Source organism: Micromonospora sp. NPDC049836, from assembly GCF_044465125.1.
In the GTDB taxonomy this organism is placed as follows: domain Bacteria; phylum Actinomycetota; class Actinomycetes; order Mycobacteriales; family Micromonosporaceae; genus Micromonospora.
The window spans coordinates 17,384-36,037 of record NZ_JBITLH010000010.1; the positions used below are offsets into that span (position 1 = coordinate 17,384).

The window sequence follows — 18,654 nt, forward strand, 5'->3', positions numbered from 1 at the left end:
AGGCCCGGGTGACCGGCACGTCCGGCACCGCAATCCACCTGCAACAAGGCCCGGATAGCCTGCACGTCGTCGGCCGCGACCTGGCGGCCGGCACCGGCACCCGGGAGGCGGATCGGCGCTTGCGTCACCCCATCGCTGACCAGGCCGTCGCGGCCGGACGGCAGACCGTCGACGTGCGACAACTCGCCGCCCTGCTGCGCGAGCACCGGACGGCGGCGCGGCTCAGCCAGGAGACGCTCGCCGAAGCGGCCGGAGTCGCGGTGCGGACCGTACGCAATCTGGAGGGCGCGCGGATCGCCCGGCCGCGCCGCCGGACCGTGGAGGAACTGGCCAACGCCCTCGGCCTGACCGGTCAGCCGCGCGCCCGGCTGCTCCAGACGGTGCACGCGATCGGGCTGGCGCCGGCCTGGCAGCAGAGCAGCCTCCCGCCGGTGGTGCCCGACTTCGTGGGTCGGCAGGCCGAACTGGATCAACTGATCGCGCAGGCACGGCACCTCGCCGGCCAGCCGGGCAACGCCACCGTGGTGATCAGCGGCCCGCCGGGGGTCGGCAAGACCACGCTGGTGGTACGCGCGGCGCACCTCCTCGCGGCGGAGCTGCCGGGCGTCGCGTGCCACGTCGACCTGCACGGCCTGGACCTGACGCCGCTCTCCGCCGACCAGGCCATGGAACAGCTGCTCACCAGCCTCAGCGAGGGGCGCAGCGGTCCCTTGCCGACGAGCCCCGGCGAACGGATCGCCCGCTACCGGATGCTGACCGCCGCCCGGCGCGGGCTGCTGGTCCTCGACAACGCGGCCACCGAGGACCAGGTGCGGCCGTTGCTTCCGACCGGTCCCGGCTGGCTCACCCTGGTGTCCAGCCGGTTCGCCCTCGGCGGGCTGGACAGCACCTGCCGGCTGCGGCTGGCCGACCTCGACGAGGCGACCGCGAGGAGGCTGATCGAGGAGATCATCGGCGCCGATCGGGTGGCGGCCGAGCCGGAAGCCACCATCGAACTGGTTCGGCTCTGCGCCGGACTGCCCCTCGCCCTGCGGGTGGCCGGTAACCGGCTCGCCTCCCGACCGTCCTGGACCGTCGGTTGGCTGGCCGAACGGCTCCGCGACGAGACGCGCCGCCTCGACCAGCTGCATCCCGGCGAGACCCGGGTCCGGGCCGGGTTCAGCCTGTCGTACGACCAGCTGCCGGAGATTGCGCGACGGACGCTGCGCCGGCTCGCGCTGCTGCCCTGGCCGGACTACTCCGCCGCGGCGGTGGCCCGGTTGCTGGCGGTCGACGTCGGCGAGGCGGAGGCGGCGCTCGAGACGCTCGCGGACGCCAGTCTCCTGTCGCCGGCGGCGGCACCCGGCCGTTACCTGCTGCACGACCTGCTTCGCGTCTTCGCCGCCGAACGCCTCGCGGCCGAGGAGCCGCCGGTGGACCGCGACGAGGCCACCGCCCGGGTACGGGCCTGGCTGCTCGCGATGGTCGAGGGCGCCGGCCCGTGGCTTGACCCCGACCCGAGGCGGGAGCCGGCCGCCGGCGCCGGGTTCGGCAGCGGCCAGGCCGCCATGTCGTGGCTCACCGCGGAGCGGCACGGCTGGTGGTGGGCCGTTCGGCAGGCGGCGGCGGCCGGGCGGCACCGGGACGTGATCTCGGCCGCCGAGGCGCTCCACTGGTACTCGGACCGCTACCACCACGTCATCGACTGGTCGGCGTTGTTCGGCCTCGCCGTGTCGGCGGCGCAGGCCAGCGGTGACCCGGTCGCGGAGGCCGCGCAGCGCAACGCCCTCGGCTGGACCCAGGCGCTGGTGCTCGGCCGGCCGGCGGAGGCGGTCCGGCAGCACCGGGAGGCCTTCCGGCTGGCCACCGAGGCCGGCGACCGGCGCAACCTCGGTTGGGCGTGCTTCTATCTGACCGGCGAACGCCATCGGGACGGCGACCTGGCGGGCGCCGTCGAGACCTGCGCCCGGGCGCTGCGGGAGCTGACCGGGGCGGGGGACCTGACCGGGCGGGTCATCGCGTCGTACACGCTGGCCGACCTCCGGCGGCAGCGCGGTGAGGCGACCGCCGCGATCACCCACCTGCGGTACGCCCTGGACGACTGGCAGGCCGCCCTGGCGGATCAGCCGGCCGACCGTCAGCTCGCCAGTCGCCCCCTGCAGGGCTGGATCCACCATCGGCTCGGGCGGGCCCACGCCGACCTCGGGCAGTGGCCCGCGGCGATCGCCGCGATGGAGGCGGCCGTCGCCGACTTCGCGGCCGGCGGTGACCCGTTCGGTTCCGGTGAAGCCGCGCTCGGCCTCGGCGAGGTGCTGCTGCGGGCCGGCGACCCCCGGGGGAAGCGGGTCCTGCTGGACGCGGTACGGCGGTTCGAGGCCGACGGCGACCAGGGACGGGCGACCCGAGCCCGGCAGTTGCTCCACCTCGGCCCCGGCCCTGGCACTGGCCCTGGCTCCGGCCCCGGCCCCGGCCCCGGCCCTGGTACTGGCCCTGGCTCCGGCCCCGGTACGGCAAATTGCCGGTGATCTTGCCTGGTCGACCAGGGGGGCCGAACCTAGCGTTTCGGTGAACGTCATCCAGGTTGCCGACGACTGATCGCAGCCCGCCGATGGTGGACCGGACCGGTCGGGTGGCGTCGGCATCTCCTCCGGATCGAGGAGTGCCCCGTGGCCTGGGAGCGCTCCCGGGCAGGAGTGGAAGGAGTCTCGTGACTACGAGCACGAGGAGAACCCGGCGCCGGAGGAGACTGGCGATACCCCTGCTGGTACTCACCCTGGCCGGCGCCGGCACGGTCGCCACCGCGGGCACGGCGTCGGCGGCGTCGACGGGTGCGGGCCGGGTGGCGGACAGCGGTCTCGACTTCGGACCGGCCAGGAACCACGATCGGCGGGACCTGACCGGCGGCGGGGGCCGGACCGGGAAGTCCGACCCGCAGCGCAAGACACCCTCCGGTCCGGCCCGGTACGTCGTCGAACTGGCCGACGAGCCGGTCGCCACGTACACCGGTCAGATCCCGGGGCTGGCCCGGACCCGGCCGGCGGACGGCGGACGGCTGGCGCCGCACTCGGCGGCGGCGAAGGCGTACCGGCAGCACCTGGGGGCCCGGCGCAGCGCGGTGGCCGAGGCCGCCGACGTCAAGGTCGACCAGGTTTACACCACCGCCTTCGACGGGTTCTCGGCAACGCTGACGCCCGCTCAGGTCGACGCGTTGAAGCGGGACAAGCGGGTCCGTTCGGTCGTCGAGTCCCGGGCGTACAGCATCAACCAGGCCGCGCCGGGCACGGCCGACCCGACGCCCACCGCGCCGACCACCACCGCCCCGACCAGCGGCGCGCCGACCGCTGAGGGGGCCACCGGCGCGCCGGTGACCGGAGCGGCTGCCGGCGCCGGGACGGCCCCCACGCAGCAGCCGGCCGGGGCGAAGCCGGGCAAGGACACCGGCGCCGGGATCGTGATCGGCGTCCTGGACAGCGGCATCTGGCCGGACAGCCCGTCGTTCGCCAAGACCATGCCGGCCCCGCCGGGTTGGCACGGCACCTGCCAGACCGGCGTCATGTTCGTCGCCGAACACTGCAACGGCAAGATCGTCGGTGCCCGGTACTTCGCCGACACGTACCTCGCGGCCACCGGCGGACTGCCGGACGGCGAGGTGCTCTCCGCCCGCGACATGGTCGGGCACGGTACGCACACCGCGTCGACCGCAGCCGGACTGCCGGTCGAGCACGTCACCATCTCGGGTCGGGACTTCGGTTCGGTCACCGGCGTGGCGCCCGACGCGCAGATCGCCGTCTACAAGGTCCTCTGGGGTGGCGCGGGCTACGACGCCGACATCATCGCCGGCATCGACGCGGCGGTGGCCGACGGTGTGCAGGTGCTCAACTACTCGATCGGGAAGCAGTTGGGTGACTGGGAGCCCAACACCCCGATCGGTACCGCCTTCCTCAACGCCACGCTGGCCGGGGTCTTCGTCTCGGCGGCCGCCGGCAACGACGGCTTCAGCGGCGCGATCAGCAACGCCCAGCCGTGGGTGACCACGGTCGGCGCGGCGGTGACCAACGTGAACGAGGGAACCCTCCAGCTCGGCAACGGCACCAGGATCGTCGGTGCCTCGCTGGACGTCCTCCCCGGTGGCCGGCCCCGCCCGCTGGTCTTCGGCGAGCAGGCCGGCAACCCGGACGACGGCTCGGCGTACTGCTACGGCCTGGACCCGGCGAAGGTGAAGAACAAGGTCGTCGCCTGCGCCCTCGACGACCCGTACGCGGCGGTGGCGGAGGCCAGGGGCAAGGGCGCCACGGCGCTCGTCCTCTTCGACCCCGTGGGCAACTTCCGGGTCAACTCGATCTTCGACTTCCCGGTGCTCTACCTGAACAGCAAGGAACAGGCCGGCAAGATCTTCAACTACCTGATGCGCCACCCGACAGACGGCACCGCGGTGGTCACCTCCGGCGGTGACGGCTCCAGCGTCCCCGCGGGCGTGCCGAGCGTCGCCGACTACTCGTCCACCGGGCCGGACAAGACACACAACGGGCTCATGAAGCCCGACCTGGTCGCGCCCGGCAGCGACATCATCGCGGCCGTCTCCCCGCCCGGAAACTTCGGCCGGTACTACGACGCGTACTCGGGCACCTCGATGGCGACCCCGCACGTGGCCGGCGCGGCCGCGATCCTGCGGGCGAAGCACCCCGACTGGTCGCCCGGCGCGATCGCCTCGGCGCTGCGGACCACCGCCACCGACACCGTGGGCACCGACAACCCGCTGACCCAGGGCAGCGGCCTGCTGGCCCTGGACCGGGCCGACGACCCGGGGCTGGTCCTCGAACCGGCCGCCGCGGACCTGGTCGCGTTCGCCTCGACGGCGCAGCCGGACGGCCGGGAGCTGAACCTGCCGTCGATCTCGTTGCGCGAGTACGACGGCACCAGGTCGGTGACGCTGACCCGCAAGCTGACCAACGTCGGCGGCAAGAAGGAGACGTACCAGGCCTCGGTCACCGGGCTGCCGGGCATGGAGATCAACGTGACGCCGAAGGTGGTCACGGTGCCGCCGGGCCGGACCGCCACGGTCACCATCACGCTGCGCCGCGGCAGCGCGCCGTGGGACCGCTACGTCACCGGCGCGATCACCTGGCGCAGCGCCGCCCACCAGGTGAAGGTTCCGGTCGCCGCCCGCCCGTGGGGCATCTCCCCCCGGCTGTACGACGACAACCTGGAGGACTTCAACCGGCTCACCACCGGCGCCTTCGGGTCGATGCAGCCGGGCTTCACCGGCAAGGTCTCCGGGCGGTCGACCGGCTACGCCCCCATCCGCTGGGACTCGTACTCGATGCCGGCCGGGGTCAACGGCGGGGTCTTCGACCCGGAGGCGCTCGGGGTACGGGCGCACACCTTCACCGTGCCGGCGGGCAGCGCCGGGATCGTGGTGGAAACCGCCACCGACGACCCGAACACCAACCTGGACCTCTGGCTGTACAAGGGCGACAAGCTCGTGTACCGGAGCGCCGCCAGCTGGCACAGCAGTGAGCGGGCCTGGGCCTTCATGCCGGAAGCCGGCACCTACACGGCGTACGTCTTCGCGCAGGCCTCCGGCGGCCCGGTCGTCGACTACCGGCTCGGCCACGTGATCCTCGGCCGCGACGGCCGGTACGCCCCCGCCACGCTGGAGTTGCCGGCCCGGGTGGAGCGGGGCACGACCGCCTCGTACCAGCTCCGGCCGAACGCTCCGCTGGCGGAGAACCTGGAGTACTGGGCGTACACCGAGTTGTCCACCGACGGGCAGGTGATCCCCGGACAGTTGGTCTCCACCGAGCAGTTCTGGTGGGAGTGACCCGCTGATTCCCCGCTGACGGTGGGGCGGAGCCGTCGGCTCCGCCCCACCGTCACGAGCACATGGAGGCGGCTCGCCCCCGGCCGGAGGACACCGCCCCGGGCCTCCGCACTCTCGCCAAATCGGCACAGATCACGGGCGGCGGTCGCCGGCGGCGCTGTCTACGATGGCCGGATGACGGGGATGATCGACTACGCCACGGCGGGCCCACTGACGGCAATCGGCGCGGCCCACACGCCGGCGCTGCACGATCTCCCGGCCGAGCCCGTGGACATCTGCCGCGTTGTCCACGACCTCGTCATCCAGCCCGCGGACGCCCGCGCGCTCGGCATCCCCGAGCAGCGGTTCGCCGAGAACCAACTGCGGCCGGTCGACGGCATCATCGGCGCCCTGCTCGCCCTCGACCCCGCCCCGCTGACCACCGCACGCACCCCTGACCGGCGGGTGATCGGCACCTGCCGCCACTTCGCCGTGCTCAGTTGCGCCCTGTTGCGCTACCGCGGCATCGCCGCCCGCGCGCGCTGTGGCTTCGCCACCTACTTCCAACCCGGCCAGGGCGTGGACCACTGGATCACCGAGTACCGGCAGGACGGCCGCTGGGTACGGATCGATGCCGAGATCCTGGGCTACTCCCTCGTGACCAGGCCGGCGGACCTGGCCAGCGGCGAGTTCCTCACCGGTGGCGAGGCCTGGACCGCCTTCCGGGCCGGCCGTGTCGACGCCGCCCAGTTCGGCGTACAGGGCACCGAGAACTGGGGACCCGCGGAGATCCGCGGGAACGCCGTCAGGGACCTCGCCGCGCTGAACAAGGTGGAGCTGCTGCCCTGGGACGAGTGGGGGCGCATGGACGCCTCCTACCAGGGCAGGACCGGCCCGGATTACGACGCGCTGATCGACACGATCGCAGCCGTGTGCGCCGGCGACGATCAGGGCGCCATCGCCGGGCTCTACGACAGTGCGGACCTCGCGGCGCCGGCTGAACTCGTGGGCTGAACGCCCGCACGGACTACAGGACGTCGAACTCGTTGCCCTCCGGGTCGGCCATCGTCAGGTGGTCGGGCGTACCGTCCGGCTCGTCCACCCGGAGCACGGCCCCGCCCGCCGCCACCAGCCTGTCGACCACCGCCTGAATCCGCGGCCAGCGCACGTCGAACGGCTCCTGCCGGCCCCCGCCGACGTGGAGGTCGAAGTGCATCCGGTTCTTGACCACCTTCGGCTCCGGCACCTTCAGGAACGACACACCGGGCCGGACGCCGTCCGGGTCCTCGATGAAGGCGCCGTCGTCCCACTCGTCCTCGGGAACCTTGCAGTGGATCTGCCATTCCTCCCAGGTGGCGAACCCTGCCGGGGGAGCGGCCGGGACGTATCCCAACGCGAGGCACCAGAACTCGGCCAGTTCGCGCGGGCGCGCGCAGTCGACGGTCAATGACCACTGCTCGGACATCGGCCCACCATAGGCCGTGATGTGATCGCGGTCCGCCTCGCGCCCGCCGGCACAACCTGGCGAACCAGCGCCGGCCGGACGTTGCTCAGCGCTTGGGTCGCTGCTGGCGGTTCTGGCCCATGCCGCCCTGGATCGCCTCCCACACACTCCGGCCCGCCTGCCGCAGCGTCTCCCCGGCCTGCCCGGCGAGCTGGGCGGCGCTCGGGCCGCTGGGCCGCCCGCCCTCGGACGGCTGCTGCGCCCCCGGTGCCTGCCCCGCACCCGTCGGCGGCCGCCCCCCGCCGGCACCCTCCGATCCCGGCTTCGCGCCACCGGAACCAGCCTCCGGCCGGTCCTTCCCGCCGCCGGCACCACCCGCAGGGGGCTGTCCCGCGCCGCCACCGCCGGCTTCGGACTCCCCGCCGGCACCACCCGCCGCAGGCTTTCCCGCGCCCGCGCCCTCGCTGCCGGCACCATCCGCCGCAGGCTTCCCCGCGCCGCCGCCCGAAGGACCACCCGACGGGCCACCGCCGGACGGGCCACCGCCGGACGGACCACCGGGCGGGCCGCCGACCGACCCGCCGCTGCGAGGACCGGCCACGGCCGGGCCGCCCACGGCCGCGCCGCCCACCGTCTCACCGGCCGGCGTCGGCCCGCCGCCGGCACCCGGTGCTGTCCGCTCGGCGTTGCCCGTCGGCGGTTCGGGTGGCCGAGCCCCGGTCAACTGCGCCGACGCCGGTTCCGCGGTGTCGCCGCGGAGCGCCCGGTCGGCCACCGCGCCCACCGTGCCGACCTGCTCGCCGCGCTGGTCGACCACGGGTTCGCCCACGCCGGCGAGCTTGCGGGCCTCCCGGTTCACGTCGTCGAGCGAGACCCCCGCCGATCGCGCGAGTGCCTCGATGACCTGCGGGTTCCGGTCGATGGTGGTGAGCGCCCGGTCGAGGATCTGGACCAGTTTCTCCAGCCGTACCTTGAGCAGCGCCTCGGCGCTCACGCCGGTGACGTCCAGCTCCACGCCCTCCAGGTGCACCCGGACGCCCGCGTCGAGCTGCACCAGGTTGGCCAGCCGGGCGCGCAGCGACAGGTCGGCGTCGAGCCCGTCGACCGCGAGCCGGAGTTCGTCGACCGTCACCTCGGGGATGTCCAGCAGGACGTCCGGCTCCGGCGCGCCCTCGGGCCGGTGCCCCGGGCGCTCGCTCGTCGGGTCCGGTCCCCGCTCGCTGGCTGCGCTCTCGCTCATGCTCCCCGCTCCCCGCTGGCCCGTCCGTCCGGGCCGGATCAGCCGCGGGTACCCGGTTTCGGCCGGCGCATCCGTCCCCGCCCGAGGATCGTCCGTGGACCGGCCCACCGGAGCTGCGCCGACCCGGCGGCCCCGCCGAAAACCGGGCCCGCCGAAAACCGGGCCCACCGGAGACCGGGCCCACCGAAAATCGGGTCCACCGAAAACCGGGCCGCCGGAACCCACGCCGGTCAGGCACATCTCCCGACGGGCTGTCGGAAAAACAGGAGCCGGTTGTCCAAACCGGGCGCGCGCGAAGCTGCACACCGGGGCATCAGCCGGTATGGTCCGGGCCTATGGGACAGGAGATGGCCGACCCCAATGAGGTTCGTCAGGAATTCGAGCGGTTCACCCTGCGGAGCAGCCTCCTCGTCCCCGCCTCGGCCGAAACCGCGTTCGCCGTCTTCACCGGGTCGCTGACCGACTGGTGGGTGCCGGAATACACCTGGTCGGGACCGGACGCGCTGGCCGAACTCGGCGTCGAGCCGCGGGCCGGCGGCATGTTCTACGAGATCGGCCCGTACGGCTTCCGCAGCGACTGGGGCCGGGTGCTCACCTGGGATCCGCCCCGCCGGCTGGTCTTCACCTGGCAGATCGGGCCGGACCGGGTGCCGGTGCCGGACCCGGCGCGGGCCAGCGAGGTGGAGGTGCTCTTCCAGCCCGAGGCGCCGGAGCTGACCTGGGTCGAGGTCGAGCACCGCAACTTCGACCGGCACGGCGAGGCGGCCGAGGGCTACCGCGAGGCGCTCACCGCCGGCTGGCAGGAACTGCTCAGCCGCTACCTCGCCACGGTCACCCGCACCGCCGGCTGACGCCGCCCGGTCAGCGGCCGATGCCCGGCATGCCGGCCGCGCCGGTCACGCCCGTACCGCCCAGGTCGGCCCGGCGTCCGGCCGCCGCGCCGGGGGTGAAGCCGCTGCCCGCGAGCCGGCGGCGCGGCGCGGTCCGCAGTCGCGGGTAGACCTCGGCCAGCCGGCGCTGGACCCGGTCGGAGCGGTCGGCGAGCACCAGCGCCACCGAGGGCGCCCCCGAGTCGGCGACCGCACCGGCCTCGGCCGCCCGCAGCCGCTCGGCGACCACGTGCGCGAAGCCGGCCAGCCAGGTACGCCGGAAGGCGGCCGGGTGTTCGTCGGCCGGTACGGCCGCGCCGGCCAGCCCGTGCGCGGCCTGCACCAGCAGCGACGTGAAGAGCAGCTCGACCCGTTCCAGGTCACTGGCGAAGCCGAACAGGTGCAGGGCGAAGCCGGACCCCGCGCGGCGCCGCACGCAGCGGCAGCGCAGCGGTTCGGCGACGGCCGCGAGCAGGCCGGCCTTGTCCCGGGCGTACGGGGCGACCACCTCGACCACCCGGTCGCCGACCGGGTCGGTGGCGGGTGCCCGGGCGGCCAGCAGCGCCCGGTCGACGCCGTAGCGGGCGATCAGCTCGGTCGCCTTGGCCATGAACGCCGCCGCCTCGGCGGGCGTGCAGGCCGGGTCCTCGGCCTGGGCGAGCAGCTTGCGGACCTTGCTCAGCATCGCCTCGGACATGCACCAGAGCTATCACAGCCCCGCTGCGGCGCGCGGTCAGCCCGTCCGGCTGCGCAGCGTCGCGACCGTGGAACCGGCGAGGGTGAGCAGGCAGTCGGGGAGCTGGCCGTCGGCCACCGCGGCCCCGAACAGGGCTTCCCCGGTGTCGATGTCGTCGTTGGCGTACGCGCTGACGAAGCGGGCCACCCAGCGGGTGTCATAGTCAGCCTGATCGATCCCCGGGAAGTCGAGGGCGGCGCCGCCGGCCGGCGCGTCGTCGCCGACCATGGTGGCGGCCAGGCACCAGGCCACCCCGTACGCGCCGGCCAGACCGGAGCGGTCCACCACGGCGTCGAAGGTGCCCACCACCCCGTCGCCGTCACCGGCCAGTGCCCAGCGGAGCACGGCGGTCGCATCGTCCAGCGTCTGCTGTGCTTCGTCGGTCACCTGCCGAACTGTAGGACGAAGGGTCAAGCGGTGACCCCGAAACGGGCCGATCGTCACGCTGCGTAATAACGGGAGTCGGGGTGCCGACGGAGCGACCTCCACGGTCCCGTGTCCAGCGCTGGCACGCTATCGTGCCCAACGGACCTTCGCCGGAGGAAGGACGACCATGCCCGTATCACGCGCGTCGCGCGCGGCCTTGTCCACGGCTTGCGCGGCGCTCCTGCTCGCTACCAGCGCCTGCGGGAGCGACCAGCCCGAAGAGGCAGCCACCACCACCCAGGTGCGCCTCTACGGCACCGACGGCAACATGCAGAACTCGTATGCCGACGAGCTGAAGGACCGCGCGGACCTTCTGAATGGCATGAAGGGCACCACGCCCCTCACGCAGTTGCCGGAGAGCTTCAAGGAACGGCTACGCACGGTAGACCCGAAGCTGCGGGACTACCTCTACTCCGCCGAGTCGTACGACGCGGTGGTGATCAGTTCGCTCGCCGCTCAGCTCGCCGGCACCACCGAGCCGACCGAGATCGCCAAGCAGATCATCGGCGTGACGAACGGTGGCGAGCGCTGCGAGGAGCCGGCGGCCTGCCTCCAGCTGGCCCGGGAGGGGCGCGACATCGAGTACCGGGGGGTGTCGCTGGACCGGGCCGGGTTCACCGACGCCGGCGAGCCGGCCACCGCCAGCTACGCCACCCTGCACTTCGACGACCAGAAGCTCAACGACGGCAAGACCGAGTTCGTCGGCGCCGGCGACGAGTCGGGGGCGAGCACCAAGGCCCCGCCGCCGGCCAAGAAGCAGCGCGGCGGCAAGTCGTACAAGGGCGACGGGTCCCCGCTGGTGCTCGGCGGGCTGCTGCCGAAGACCGGTGACCTGGCGCTGGCGTACCCGCCGATGGCGGCCGGGGTGGGGCTCGCGGTGCGGGAGATCAACGCGGCCGGCGGCGTGCTCGGCGAGCCGGTCACCTGGATCGACGGCGACGACGGCACCGACCCGAAGGTGGCCAAGGCGACGGTGGCCTCGCACATCGCCAGCGGAGTGCACGTGATCATCGGCGCGGGCGCGTCCGGCATCTCGCGGGCCGTGCTGCCGGACGTGGTGGCGGCGAAGCGGATCCTCTTCTCGCCGTCGAACACCGACGCCGGGCTGACCACGGTGGACGACAAGGGGCTCTACTTCCGTACCGCGCCGCCGGACGGGCTCCAGGGCCGGGCCCTGGCCGACGTGATAATGCGCGACGGGCCGCACAAGATCGCCATCGTGGCGCGCAAGGACTCCTACGGCGAGGGCCTCCAGGAGAACGTCCGCGCCGAGCTGGAGCGGGCCGGCATGGGCGCGGACCGGGTCAAGCTGCTGTCGTACGTGCCGCCGGAGGGCGCCTCGGCACCGCCGGTGGACTTCTCCACCGGCGCCCGCGAGATCAAGGCGTACGGCGCGGACGCCGTGCTGGTCATCGGCTTCGGCGAGTCCGCGAAGGTGATCACCGCGCTGGCCGACGCCGGGGTGCAGCTCCGGCATTGAGCGACGACGAGGGCCGCACCGGTTCGCCGGTGCGGCCCTCGTGCTGTCCGGTGGCTCAGCGGCTGCGGCGCCGCTCCAGGAACTCGGTCATCCGCCGCTGCTTCTCCTCGTCCTCGAAGAGCACCGCCTGGCTGAGCAGGTCGAGCTGGGGGTGGGCGGCGGCCGGGGAGTCCACGGCCAGCTTGGTCAGCCGGACCGCCAGGGCGGAGCCCTTGGCGATCTCGTCGAGCAGGCCGTGCGCGCTGGGCAGCAGCTCCGCCGGTTCGGCCACCACCCGGTTGACCAGCCCGATCCGCAGCGCCTCGGCGGCGTCCACCCGCCGGCCGGTGAAGAGCAGCTCCTTGGCCCGGGCCTCGCCGATCAGCGCCGGGAGCCGGTAGGTCGCGCCAGCGCCGGCCAGGATGCCCAGCCGCACCTCGGGCTGGCCGAACACCGCACGGCCCGTGCACACCCGCAGGTCGCAGGCGTACGCCAGTTCGGCGCCGCCGCCCAGCGCCGGACCGTCCACGGCCGCCACGGTCGGCATCGGCAGCGCCCGGAGCCGGGCGAAGGCGGCCTGGTTGATGGCGGCCAACGCGTCCAGCCGGCCCCGCTCCCGGAGCTGGCCGATGTCCGCCCCGCCGGCGAAGATGCCGTCCGTGCCGCCGGTGAGCAGCAGCAGCCGCGGCCGCGCCTCCAGCTCGGCGCAGACCTCGTGCAGCTCGCCGATCAGGTCGGCGTCGATGGCGTTGCGCTTCTCCGGCCGGTCCAGGGTGACCACCAGCCGGTCCGGCAGCTCCTCGATGCGCAGCCCACTCAATGCTTGACCCCGCCTTCCCAGGTGTAGAAGCCCTGGCCGGACTTCTTGCCCAGCCGGCCGGCGGCCACCATCTCGACCAGCAGCGGCGGCGGCGCGAACCGGTCCCCGTACGCGGCCTGCAGGGTGCGGGCGATGTCGAGGCGGACGTCCAGCCCGACCAGGTCGGTCAGCTCCAACGGGCCGACCGGGTGCCGGTAGCCGAGCACCATCGCCTTGTCGATGTCGGCGGGGCTGGCCACCCCGTCGGCGACCATCCGGATCGCCTCCAGGCCGAGGGTGACCCCGAGCCGGGAGGTGGCGAAGCCGGGCAGGTCGCGTACCACGACGGGGTCCTTGCCCAGCCGGCCGGCGAGCGCGACGGCCGCCTCGGTGGTCCGCGGCGCGGTGGCCGGGCCGACCACGATCTCGAGCAGCGCCATCGCCCAGACCGGGTTGAAGAAGTGCAGGCCCAGGAAGTCGGCCGGCCGGTCCAGCCCCTCGGCCAGCGCGGCGATCGGGATGCTGGAGGTGTTGCTGCCGAGCAGGGCGGGCCGACGCGCCTCGGCCTCCCCGAGCACGGCACGCTTGAGGTCGAGCCGCTCGGGGACCGCCTCCACGATGACCTCGGGCCCGTCGGCGACCTCGGTGAGGCCGGCCCGCAGGGTGACCCGCTCCCGGTTCGCCGTCGCCGCCTCGGCGGTCAGCTTGCCGCGCTGGACGCCGCGGTCCCACAGCTCGCCGAGACGCCGTACGGCGGCCGCGCCGCGCTCCCGGTCCACCTCGACCAGCTCGACGGCGTACCCGGCGCCGGCGGCCACGTACGCGATGCCGAGGCCCATGGTGCCGGCCCCGACCACCACAAAACGACCACTCATGACGTCCCCTCGTCGCGGCGGCGGCGCGCGGGGTCTCCGCCGCACCGGGCCGGCCGCTTCCTCGTTCCTGGGTGCGACCCTATGCAGGGCCGGCCCGCGCGGCATGCGTGGGGGCGCGCCGGATCGGGTACGACGGCCTCCAACGTCGAAGGAAGGACCGAGATGAGCCAGGCACCGGAGAGCGCGGAGCGCACGGAGACCGTGGAGACCCGCGGCGACGAACGGGTGGACCTGCTGCGCGCGGACACCAACAACGACGGGCGGACCGACGTGTGGGTGGTGGACACCGACGGCGACGGCAAGGCCGACCTGTTCCAGTTCGACACCGACGGTGACGGCAAGGTGGACATCACCATGGTCGACATCGACGAGGACGGCACCCCGGACGAGGTGGTCGACGGCGACGGCGGCCTGCCGCCGGAGCAGACCACCCCCACCGTCCAGGTCTGAGTGCCCGGCGGGGCCCCGCTCGTCGGGTACGGCGAGCGGGGCCCCGCCGCCTAACGCCGCAGGGTGAGCGTGGCGAGGTAGTAGGGGCGGTCGTGCTCGTCCACGTCGGCCAGTCGCCACGGGGTGCCCTGGACCAGCTCGGCCAACTCGTCGACCGAGCAGACCAGGTAGTCGAACCACTCGGTGCCGAGCAGCCGGTAGCGCAGCCGCAGCCGCAGCTGACCGCCCAGCCGGCCCCGCCGCCGGTTACGCTCGTGGTAGCCGGTGTGCACCGGATCCGTGGTGCCGTACGGGTCGGTGCCGTGCGCGATCACCTGCGCGCCGGGGCGGGCCAGGGCGGCGAGCGCGGCCAGGAACGCCGGTGCCCGCTCCCGCCCCTCCAGCAGCCCGAGGTTGTTGCCGAGCAGCAGGAACGTGTCGTACCGGCGGTCGCCGGCGGCGTGTTCGTCGACCGTGCCGTACACCAGGTCGCGTACGCCCCGGTGCCGGCTGACCCGCAGCGCGCCGGCCGAGACGTCCAGCCCGGTGACCGGCACCCCCTGCTCCTGGAGGTGCAGCGCGATCCGGCCGGCGCCGACGCCGATGTCCAGCACCGCACCGTGGACCCGGGCGACGGCCCGGTGGTCGTGCGGTTGCCAGTGCTCGGGCGGATCCAGGTAGTGCCCGGCGGGGGCGCCGTTGACCAGGCCGTCGTCCCGCTCGATGATCTCGATGACCGGCCGGGGCAGCCGTCCGCCGGCCAGCGGCCGGGGCCCGATGCCGGTGGCGACGGCGTACGCGTCCCGGATCATCTCGCCGAACACGTCACCGATCGTGGGTTCCCCGGTCGCGCTCACGGCGCCATCTCAGCTCGCGACTGCGGGGCTCGCAGACCCGGCTCACTCCTCGCGCTCACGGCGATCACGCTATCCGTCCTCGTCCAGCGCGTCACGGTCGTATCCTGAGCGGCGTGACAGACCTGGACCGCCTGGCGGCGGAGAAGTACGTGCTGCTGACGACCTTCCGGAAGGACGGTCGGGCGGTGCCGACGCCGGTCTGGGCGGTGCGTGACGGCAACGCGTTGGCGGTGTGGACGGTGTCCGACTCGGGCAAGGTGAAACGGATCCGGCGGGACGGCCGGGTGACGGTGGCCCCGTGCGACGTGCGCGGGCGGCCGCACGGTGAGCCGGTGCCGGGGCACGCGGCGGTCTCCGACGTGGCGGGGACGCGCCGGATCCGCGGGCTGTTGAAGCAGAAGTACCGGATGATCGGCCGGTTGAGCCTGCTGGGCAGCCGGCTGCGCCGGGGCGAGAGCGGCACGGTGGGGCTGCGGATCGTGCTCGACGAGTGAGCGATCGCGCTGGACGGGTGCACCTGCCCCGGACACGACGAAGGGCGGCGGGATCGACGCTTGCGCGTACGTCCGGCCGCCCCTGATCGGAACGCCTGGGTCTCAGTCCCCCTGACGCTGCTGGGGAATCTGCCCCTGCAGCAGGGCCCGGACCTCCGACTCGCGGTAACGGCGGTGGCCGCCCAGGGTCCGGATGGCGCTGAGCTTGCCAGCCTTGGCCCACCGGGTCACCGTCTTCGGGTCGACACGGAACATCGACGCGACCTCGGCCGGTGTGAGTAGCGGCTCTGGTTCGTGCGTTCGCGATGCCATCGGGGTCACTCCTCCACAGTTATAGACATCGGCCGGGGTCCCGCCGGCCGACGCGTCTCCCATGGTCCGGCTAGTCCCCGATGTCCGACATGGGCCGAACGGCTGAAGGTCCCTAGACGGACGGATGAACCATGCCCGATTTTTACTACTTTTATGTCGCAGAAACTACCTTATTCGGACTCATGATCGCGCGTGGTGATGCGTCAACTACGAGACAGTCTCATACTCTGCGGGTGATCCGGGGGCAAAACGGGCTAGTTGCAGCGCTCCAGCAGCTGCACCGCGCGCCACCGGGCGACCAGCTTGTCGTACGCCGCGGAGGCCTCCTCCGCCTCGCCCCGGGAGAGCCCGGCCAGCCCGGTGGCGACCAGCTCGGTCGAGTCGTCGGCAGAGAGCGTCTCGTCCGGCAGTAGCTGCACCAGGCCGCCGTAGTCCAGCTCGACCACCGAGCGCGGGTGGAACTCCTCCAGCCAGCGGGCGGCCTCCTCGACCGCCTCCGTGATCGGCGCCTCGCCGACCGACTTGCGGAGCACCGACAGCGCCCGGGAGGACCGGCGGCGCGCCTTGGAGATCTCCGTGCGGTAGCGCAACGCGCGCCGGCCCGGCTCGGTCACCAGATGCCGTTCCTGCGCGTCGAAGAGCACGAACCAGCGCAGCGGCACCCCCCAGGTGGCGATCTGCTCGTGCACCCGGGGCACCCCGTGCTCCAGCACCCGGGCCCCGCTGCGCCAGTCCTCCACCACCGCCTTGGCCTGCCCGGCCAGGATCGGCGGGACGAACGCGTCAGCCAGCACCGAGGGCACCCCGTCCCGGGCGCTCAGCGCCGCCTCAGCCACCCGGACCCGCAGGTTCCACGGGCAGACCAGCAGCGTGTCGTCGGTCTCCAGCACGTACGCCTCGTCGGGCAGATCCGGCAACCGGGTCCAGCCCGCGCCGAGCGCCTCGATCACCGCGGTCCGCTGCCGGACCGGGCCCTCCAGCGGGGCGATCGCGCGTCCCTCGTTGACGTACCGGCGCCAGAACGACTGGCGTTCCCGATCGAAGGCGGTCAGCGGCTCGTAAACGCGCAGGTAACTAGCGAAGAGCGACGGCACGGCGCGATCCTCCCACGAGACGGGACCCGTACGCCGCCGCCGCGACGGGGCTGCGTGACGTGCGCGACAGTACGGCTGCGGCCGATATTAGGCTCAGCAGCACCGGCAGCATCCCGCCGGCGTCACAGGGCCGCGCCCCACAAGGGCGCACACCGACACAGGAGCAGTCATGGGCGTATTCGCGAGCACCGACGACCCGGGAGCCACGGGTCACGAACAGGTGGTCTTCTGCCAGGACAAGCAGTCCGGCCTGAAGGCGATCATCGGGATCTACTCGACCGCGCTGGGCCCCGCGCTCGGCGGCACCCGGTTCTACCCGTACGCCAGCGAGGCCGACGCCCTCGCCGACGTGCTCGACCTCTCCCGGGGCATGGCCTACAAGAACGCCCTGGCCGGCCTCGACCTGGGTGGCGGCAAGGCGGTCATCTGGGGTGACCCGGAGCAGATCAAGAGCGAGCCGCTGCTGCGCGCGTACGGCCGCTTCGTGCAGTCCCTGGGCGGGCGCTACTACACCGCCTGCGACGTCGGCACCTACGTCGCCGACATGGACGTGATCGCCCGGGAGACCCGCTACGTCACCGGCCGCAGCGTGGAGCACGGCGGCGCCGGTGACTCCTCGATCCTGACCGCCTGGGGCGTCTTCCAGGGCATGCGGGCCGCCGCCGAGCACGTCTGGGGCGACCCGACGCTGGCCGGCCGCCGGGTCGGCGTGGCCGGCCTGGGCAAGGTCGGCAAGTACCTCACCGGTCACCTGGTCTCCGACGGCGCCGAGGTGGTGGCGACCGACGTCAACCCGAAGGCGCTCGAGTGGGTGCGCGCCACCCACCCGCAGGTCGAGCTGGTCGACGACGTCGCGGCCCTGGTCGCGGCCGACATCGACGTGTACGCCCCGTGCGCGCTGGGCGGCGCCCTCAACGACGACACGGTGCCGGTGCTGCGGGCCAAGGTGGTCGCCGGCGCGGCGAACAACCAGCTCGCCCACCCGGGCATCGAGAAGGTCCTCGCCGACCGGGGCATCCTCTACGCCCCGGACTACGTGGTGAACGCCGGTGGCGTGATCCAGGTCGCCGACGAGATCGAGGGCTTCAACTTCGAGCGCGCCAAGCTGCGGGCCACCCGGATCTACGACACCACCCGGGAGATCCTGCGGCTCGCCGACGACGAGGGCGTCCCGCCGGCGGTGGCCGCCGACCGGCTCGCCGAGCGCCGGATGGCCGATGTCGGCCGGCTCCGCACCATCCGCCTGAGCTGAACGTCACCTCCGGGGGCGGAGCCTGGCTCCGCCCCCGGGGCGTGCCGGCCGGAGCGCCGGGTTAAGCTGGCAAATGGGACTTTTCGTACCGGCTTGTCCGCTGTCACGCCCGGTCCCAGCGTCACCCCTTACCAGGTACAATTTGTGACGGCCGGGCAACTGCGACGCGCAGGGCCGGCCGGCGGTAACCCGAGGTGCCGAACGGTGGCATCCCCATGTACCGTAAGAGCCACGAGAGATGCCTGACGTCATCGGGGCCCGCCTTCGGGCTGCCCCGCATTCTGTGCGAGGGGGTCGAGCCATGGGGCGCGGCCGTGCTAAGGCCAAGCAGACGAAGGTGGCCCGGGAGTTGAAGTACCACTCCCCGAACACCGACCTCACCGCCTTGCAGCGCGAGTTGGCGGGTGCTGGTAAGTCTGAGCACAACTTCGACGACGACTACAAAGAGTATGTCGACGACGATGATGAGGATCACGCGGACGACGACCCGGACACCTGGGCGCGCCCGGCCCGCTGACACCTCCGGTCGCATCTTGAGCACGCGGTGACTCCCCGCGTGCTCACGCATGTGCCGTCAGAAGCAGCGCAG

General features: G+C 73.4%; 18 protein-coding genes. 9 read left to right on the forward strand and 9 right to left on the reverse strand.

The window, feature by feature from the left end:
- Positions 1–8 precede the first annotated feature (8 nt).
- The 3 genes from ACIBPB_RS24555 to ACIBPB_RS24565 all read left to right on the forward strand — a co-directional run bounded on the left by ACIBPB_RS24555 (position 9) and on the right by ACIBPB_RS24565 (position 6,793).
- The gene (locus tag ACIBPB_RS24555; protein ID WP_396841836.1) at positions 9–2,504 is read left to right on the forward strand and encodes an ATP-binding protein; all 2,496 of its coding nucleotides are present in this window, start codon (positions 9–11) and stop codon (positions 2,502–2,504) included.
- Positions 2,505–2,686: 182 nt separating this feature from the next.
- The gene (locus ACIBPB_RS24560) at positions 2,687–5,800 is read left to right on the forward strand and encodes a S8 family serine peptidase (RefSeq protein ID WP_396841837.1); all 3,114 of its coding nucleotides are present in this window, start codon (positions 2,687–2,689) and stop codon (positions 5,798–5,800) included.
- A gap of 174 nt (positions 5,801–5,974) precedes the next feature.
- A complete protein-coding gene (locus tag ACIBPB_RS24565) occupies positions 5,975–6,793 on the forward strand; it encodes a transglutaminase domain-containing protein (RefSeq protein WP_396841838.1) in 819 nt (272 codons plus the stop codon).
- Positions 6,794–6,806: 13 nt separating this feature from the next.
- Here ACIBPB_RS24565 and ACIBPB_RS24570 read toward each other — a convergent pair whose 3' ends face one another.
- Positions 6,807–7,244: a VOC family protein gene (locus ACIBPB_RS24570; RefSeq protein WP_396841839.1), complete on the reverse strand. Its 438-nt coding sequence runs from the start codon at positions 7,242–7,244 to the stop codon at positions 6,807–6,809.
- Between the two features lie 85 nt (positions 7,245–7,329).
- The gene (locus tag ACIBPB_RS24575; protein WP_396841840.1) at positions 7,330–8,463 is read right to left on the reverse strand and encodes a hypothetical protein; all 1,134 of its coding nucleotides are present in this window, start codon (positions 8,461–8,463) and stop codon (positions 7,330–7,332) included.
- Positions 8,464–8,798: 335 nt separating this feature from the next.
- Here ACIBPB_RS24575 and ACIBPB_RS24580 point away from each other — a divergent pair, with 335 nt between their 5' ends.
- The gene (locus tag ACIBPB_RS24580; protein ID WP_396841841.1) at positions 8,799–9,314 is read left to right on the forward strand and encodes an SRPBCC family protein; all 516 of its coding nucleotides are present in this window, start codon (positions 8,799–8,801) and stop codon (positions 9,312–9,314) included.
- 10 nt (positions 9,315–9,324) lie between these two features.
- Here the strand turns inward: ACIBPB_RS24580 and ACIBPB_RS24585 are convergent, their stop codons facing one another.
- Positions 9,325–10,029, reverse strand: coding sequence for a DUF2786 domain-containing protein (locus ACIBPB_RS24585; protein ID WP_396841842.1), 705 nt, complete (start codon positions 10,027–10,029; stop codon positions 9,325–9,327).
- Positions 10,030–10,065: 36 nt separating this feature from the next.
- On the reverse strand, positions 10,066–10,455 hold the full coding sequence (locus ACIBPB_RS24590; protein ID WP_046567346.1) for a hypothetical protein: 390 nt from the start codon (positions 10,453–10,455) through the stop codon (positions 10,066–10,068).
- Between the two features lie 166 nt (positions 10,456–10,621).
- Here ACIBPB_RS24590 and ACIBPB_RS24595 point away from each other — a divergent pair, with 166 nt between their 5' ends.
- Positions 10,622–11,974, forward strand: a complete 1,353-nt coding sequence (locus tag ACIBPB_RS24595; RefSeq protein ID WP_396841843.1) for an ABC transporter substrate-binding protein — start codon at positions 10,622–10,624, stop codon at positions 11,972–11,974.
- A 55-nt stretch (positions 11,975–12,029) separates the two neighbouring features.
- On the opposite strand, the gene ACIBPB_RS24600 is transcribed toward ACIBPB_RS24595, so the two are convergent.
- Positions 12,030–12,773, reverse strand: coding sequence for an enoyl-CoA hydratase/isomerase family protein (locus ACIBPB_RS24600; protein ID WP_396841844.1), 744 nt, complete (start codon positions 12,771–12,773; stop codon positions 12,030–12,032).
- Complete coding sequence (locus ACIBPB_RS24605; protein ID WP_396841845.1) at positions 12,770–13,627, reverse strand: 3-hydroxyacyl-CoA dehydrogenase family protein; 858 nt, start codon at positions 13,625–13,627, stop codon at positions 12,770–12,772. The genes ACIBPB_RS24600 and ACIBPB_RS24605 overlap by 4 nt, the downstream gene beginning before the upstream one ends.
- Positions 13,628–13,789: 162 nt before the next feature.
- Here ACIBPB_RS24605 and ACIBPB_RS24610 point away from each other — a divergent pair, with 162 nt between their 5' ends.
- A complete protein-coding gene (locus ACIBPB_RS24610; RefSeq protein ID WP_357308620.1) occupies positions 13,790–14,077 on the forward strand; it encodes a hypothetical protein in 288 nt (95 codons plus the stop codon).
- 50 nt (positions 14,078–14,127) lie between these two features.
- Here the strand turns inward: ACIBPB_RS24610 and ACIBPB_RS24615 are convergent, their stop codons facing one another.
- On the reverse strand, positions 14,128–14,868 hold the full coding sequence (locus ACIBPB_RS24615) for a class I SAM-dependent methyltransferase (RefSeq protein WP_396842002.1): 741 nt from the start codon (positions 14,866–14,868) through the stop codon (positions 14,128–14,130).
- A gap of 158 nt (positions 14,869–15,026) precedes the next feature.
- Between ACIBPB_RS24615 and ACIBPB_RS24620 the strand changes: the two genes are divergently transcribed.
- Positions 15,027–15,407: a PPOX class F420-dependent oxidoreductase gene (locus ACIBPB_RS24620; RefSeq protein WP_357308617.1), complete on the forward strand. Its 381-nt coding sequence runs from the start codon at positions 15,027–15,029 to the stop codon at positions 15,405–15,407.
- A gap of 102 nt (positions 15,408–15,509) precedes the next feature.
- Here ACIBPB_RS24620 and ACIBPB_RS24625 read toward each other — a convergent pair whose 3' ends face one another.
- Both ACIBPB_RS24625 and ACIBPB_RS24630 read right to left on the reverse strand, forming a co-directional pair.
- Positions 15,510–15,719 (reverse strand): BldC family transcriptional regulator, encoded by a 210-nt coding sequence (locus ACIBPB_RS24625; protein WP_007073996.1) that lies wholly within the window; start codon positions 15,717–15,719, stop codon positions 15,510–15,512.
- A 254-nt stretch (positions 15,720–15,973) separates the two neighbouring features.
- Complete coding sequence (locus ACIBPB_RS24630; RefSeq protein ID WP_357308614.1) at positions 15,974–16,813, reverse strand: hypothetical protein; 840 nt, start codon at positions 16,811–16,813, stop codon at positions 15,974–15,976.
- 169 nt (positions 16,814–16,982) lie between these two features.
- Here ACIBPB_RS24630 and ACIBPB_RS24635 point away from each other — a divergent pair, with 169 nt between their 5' ends.
- Together ACIBPB_RS24635 and ACIBPB_RS24640 are read left to right on the forward strand one after the other, a co-directional pair.
- Entirely contained in the window at positions 16,983–18,065 is a 1,083-nt protein-coding gene (locus ACIBPB_RS24635; protein WP_396841846.1) for a Glu/Leu/Phe/Val dehydrogenase, read from the forward strand.
- 301 nt (positions 18,066–18,366) lie between these two features.
- A complete protein-coding gene (locus ACIBPB_RS24640; protein ID WP_046567332.1) occupies positions 18,367–18,582 on the forward strand; it encodes a DUF3073 domain-containing protein in 216 nt (71 codons plus the stop codon).
- The last annotated feature ends 72 nt before the right edge of the window (positions 18,583–18,654 follow it).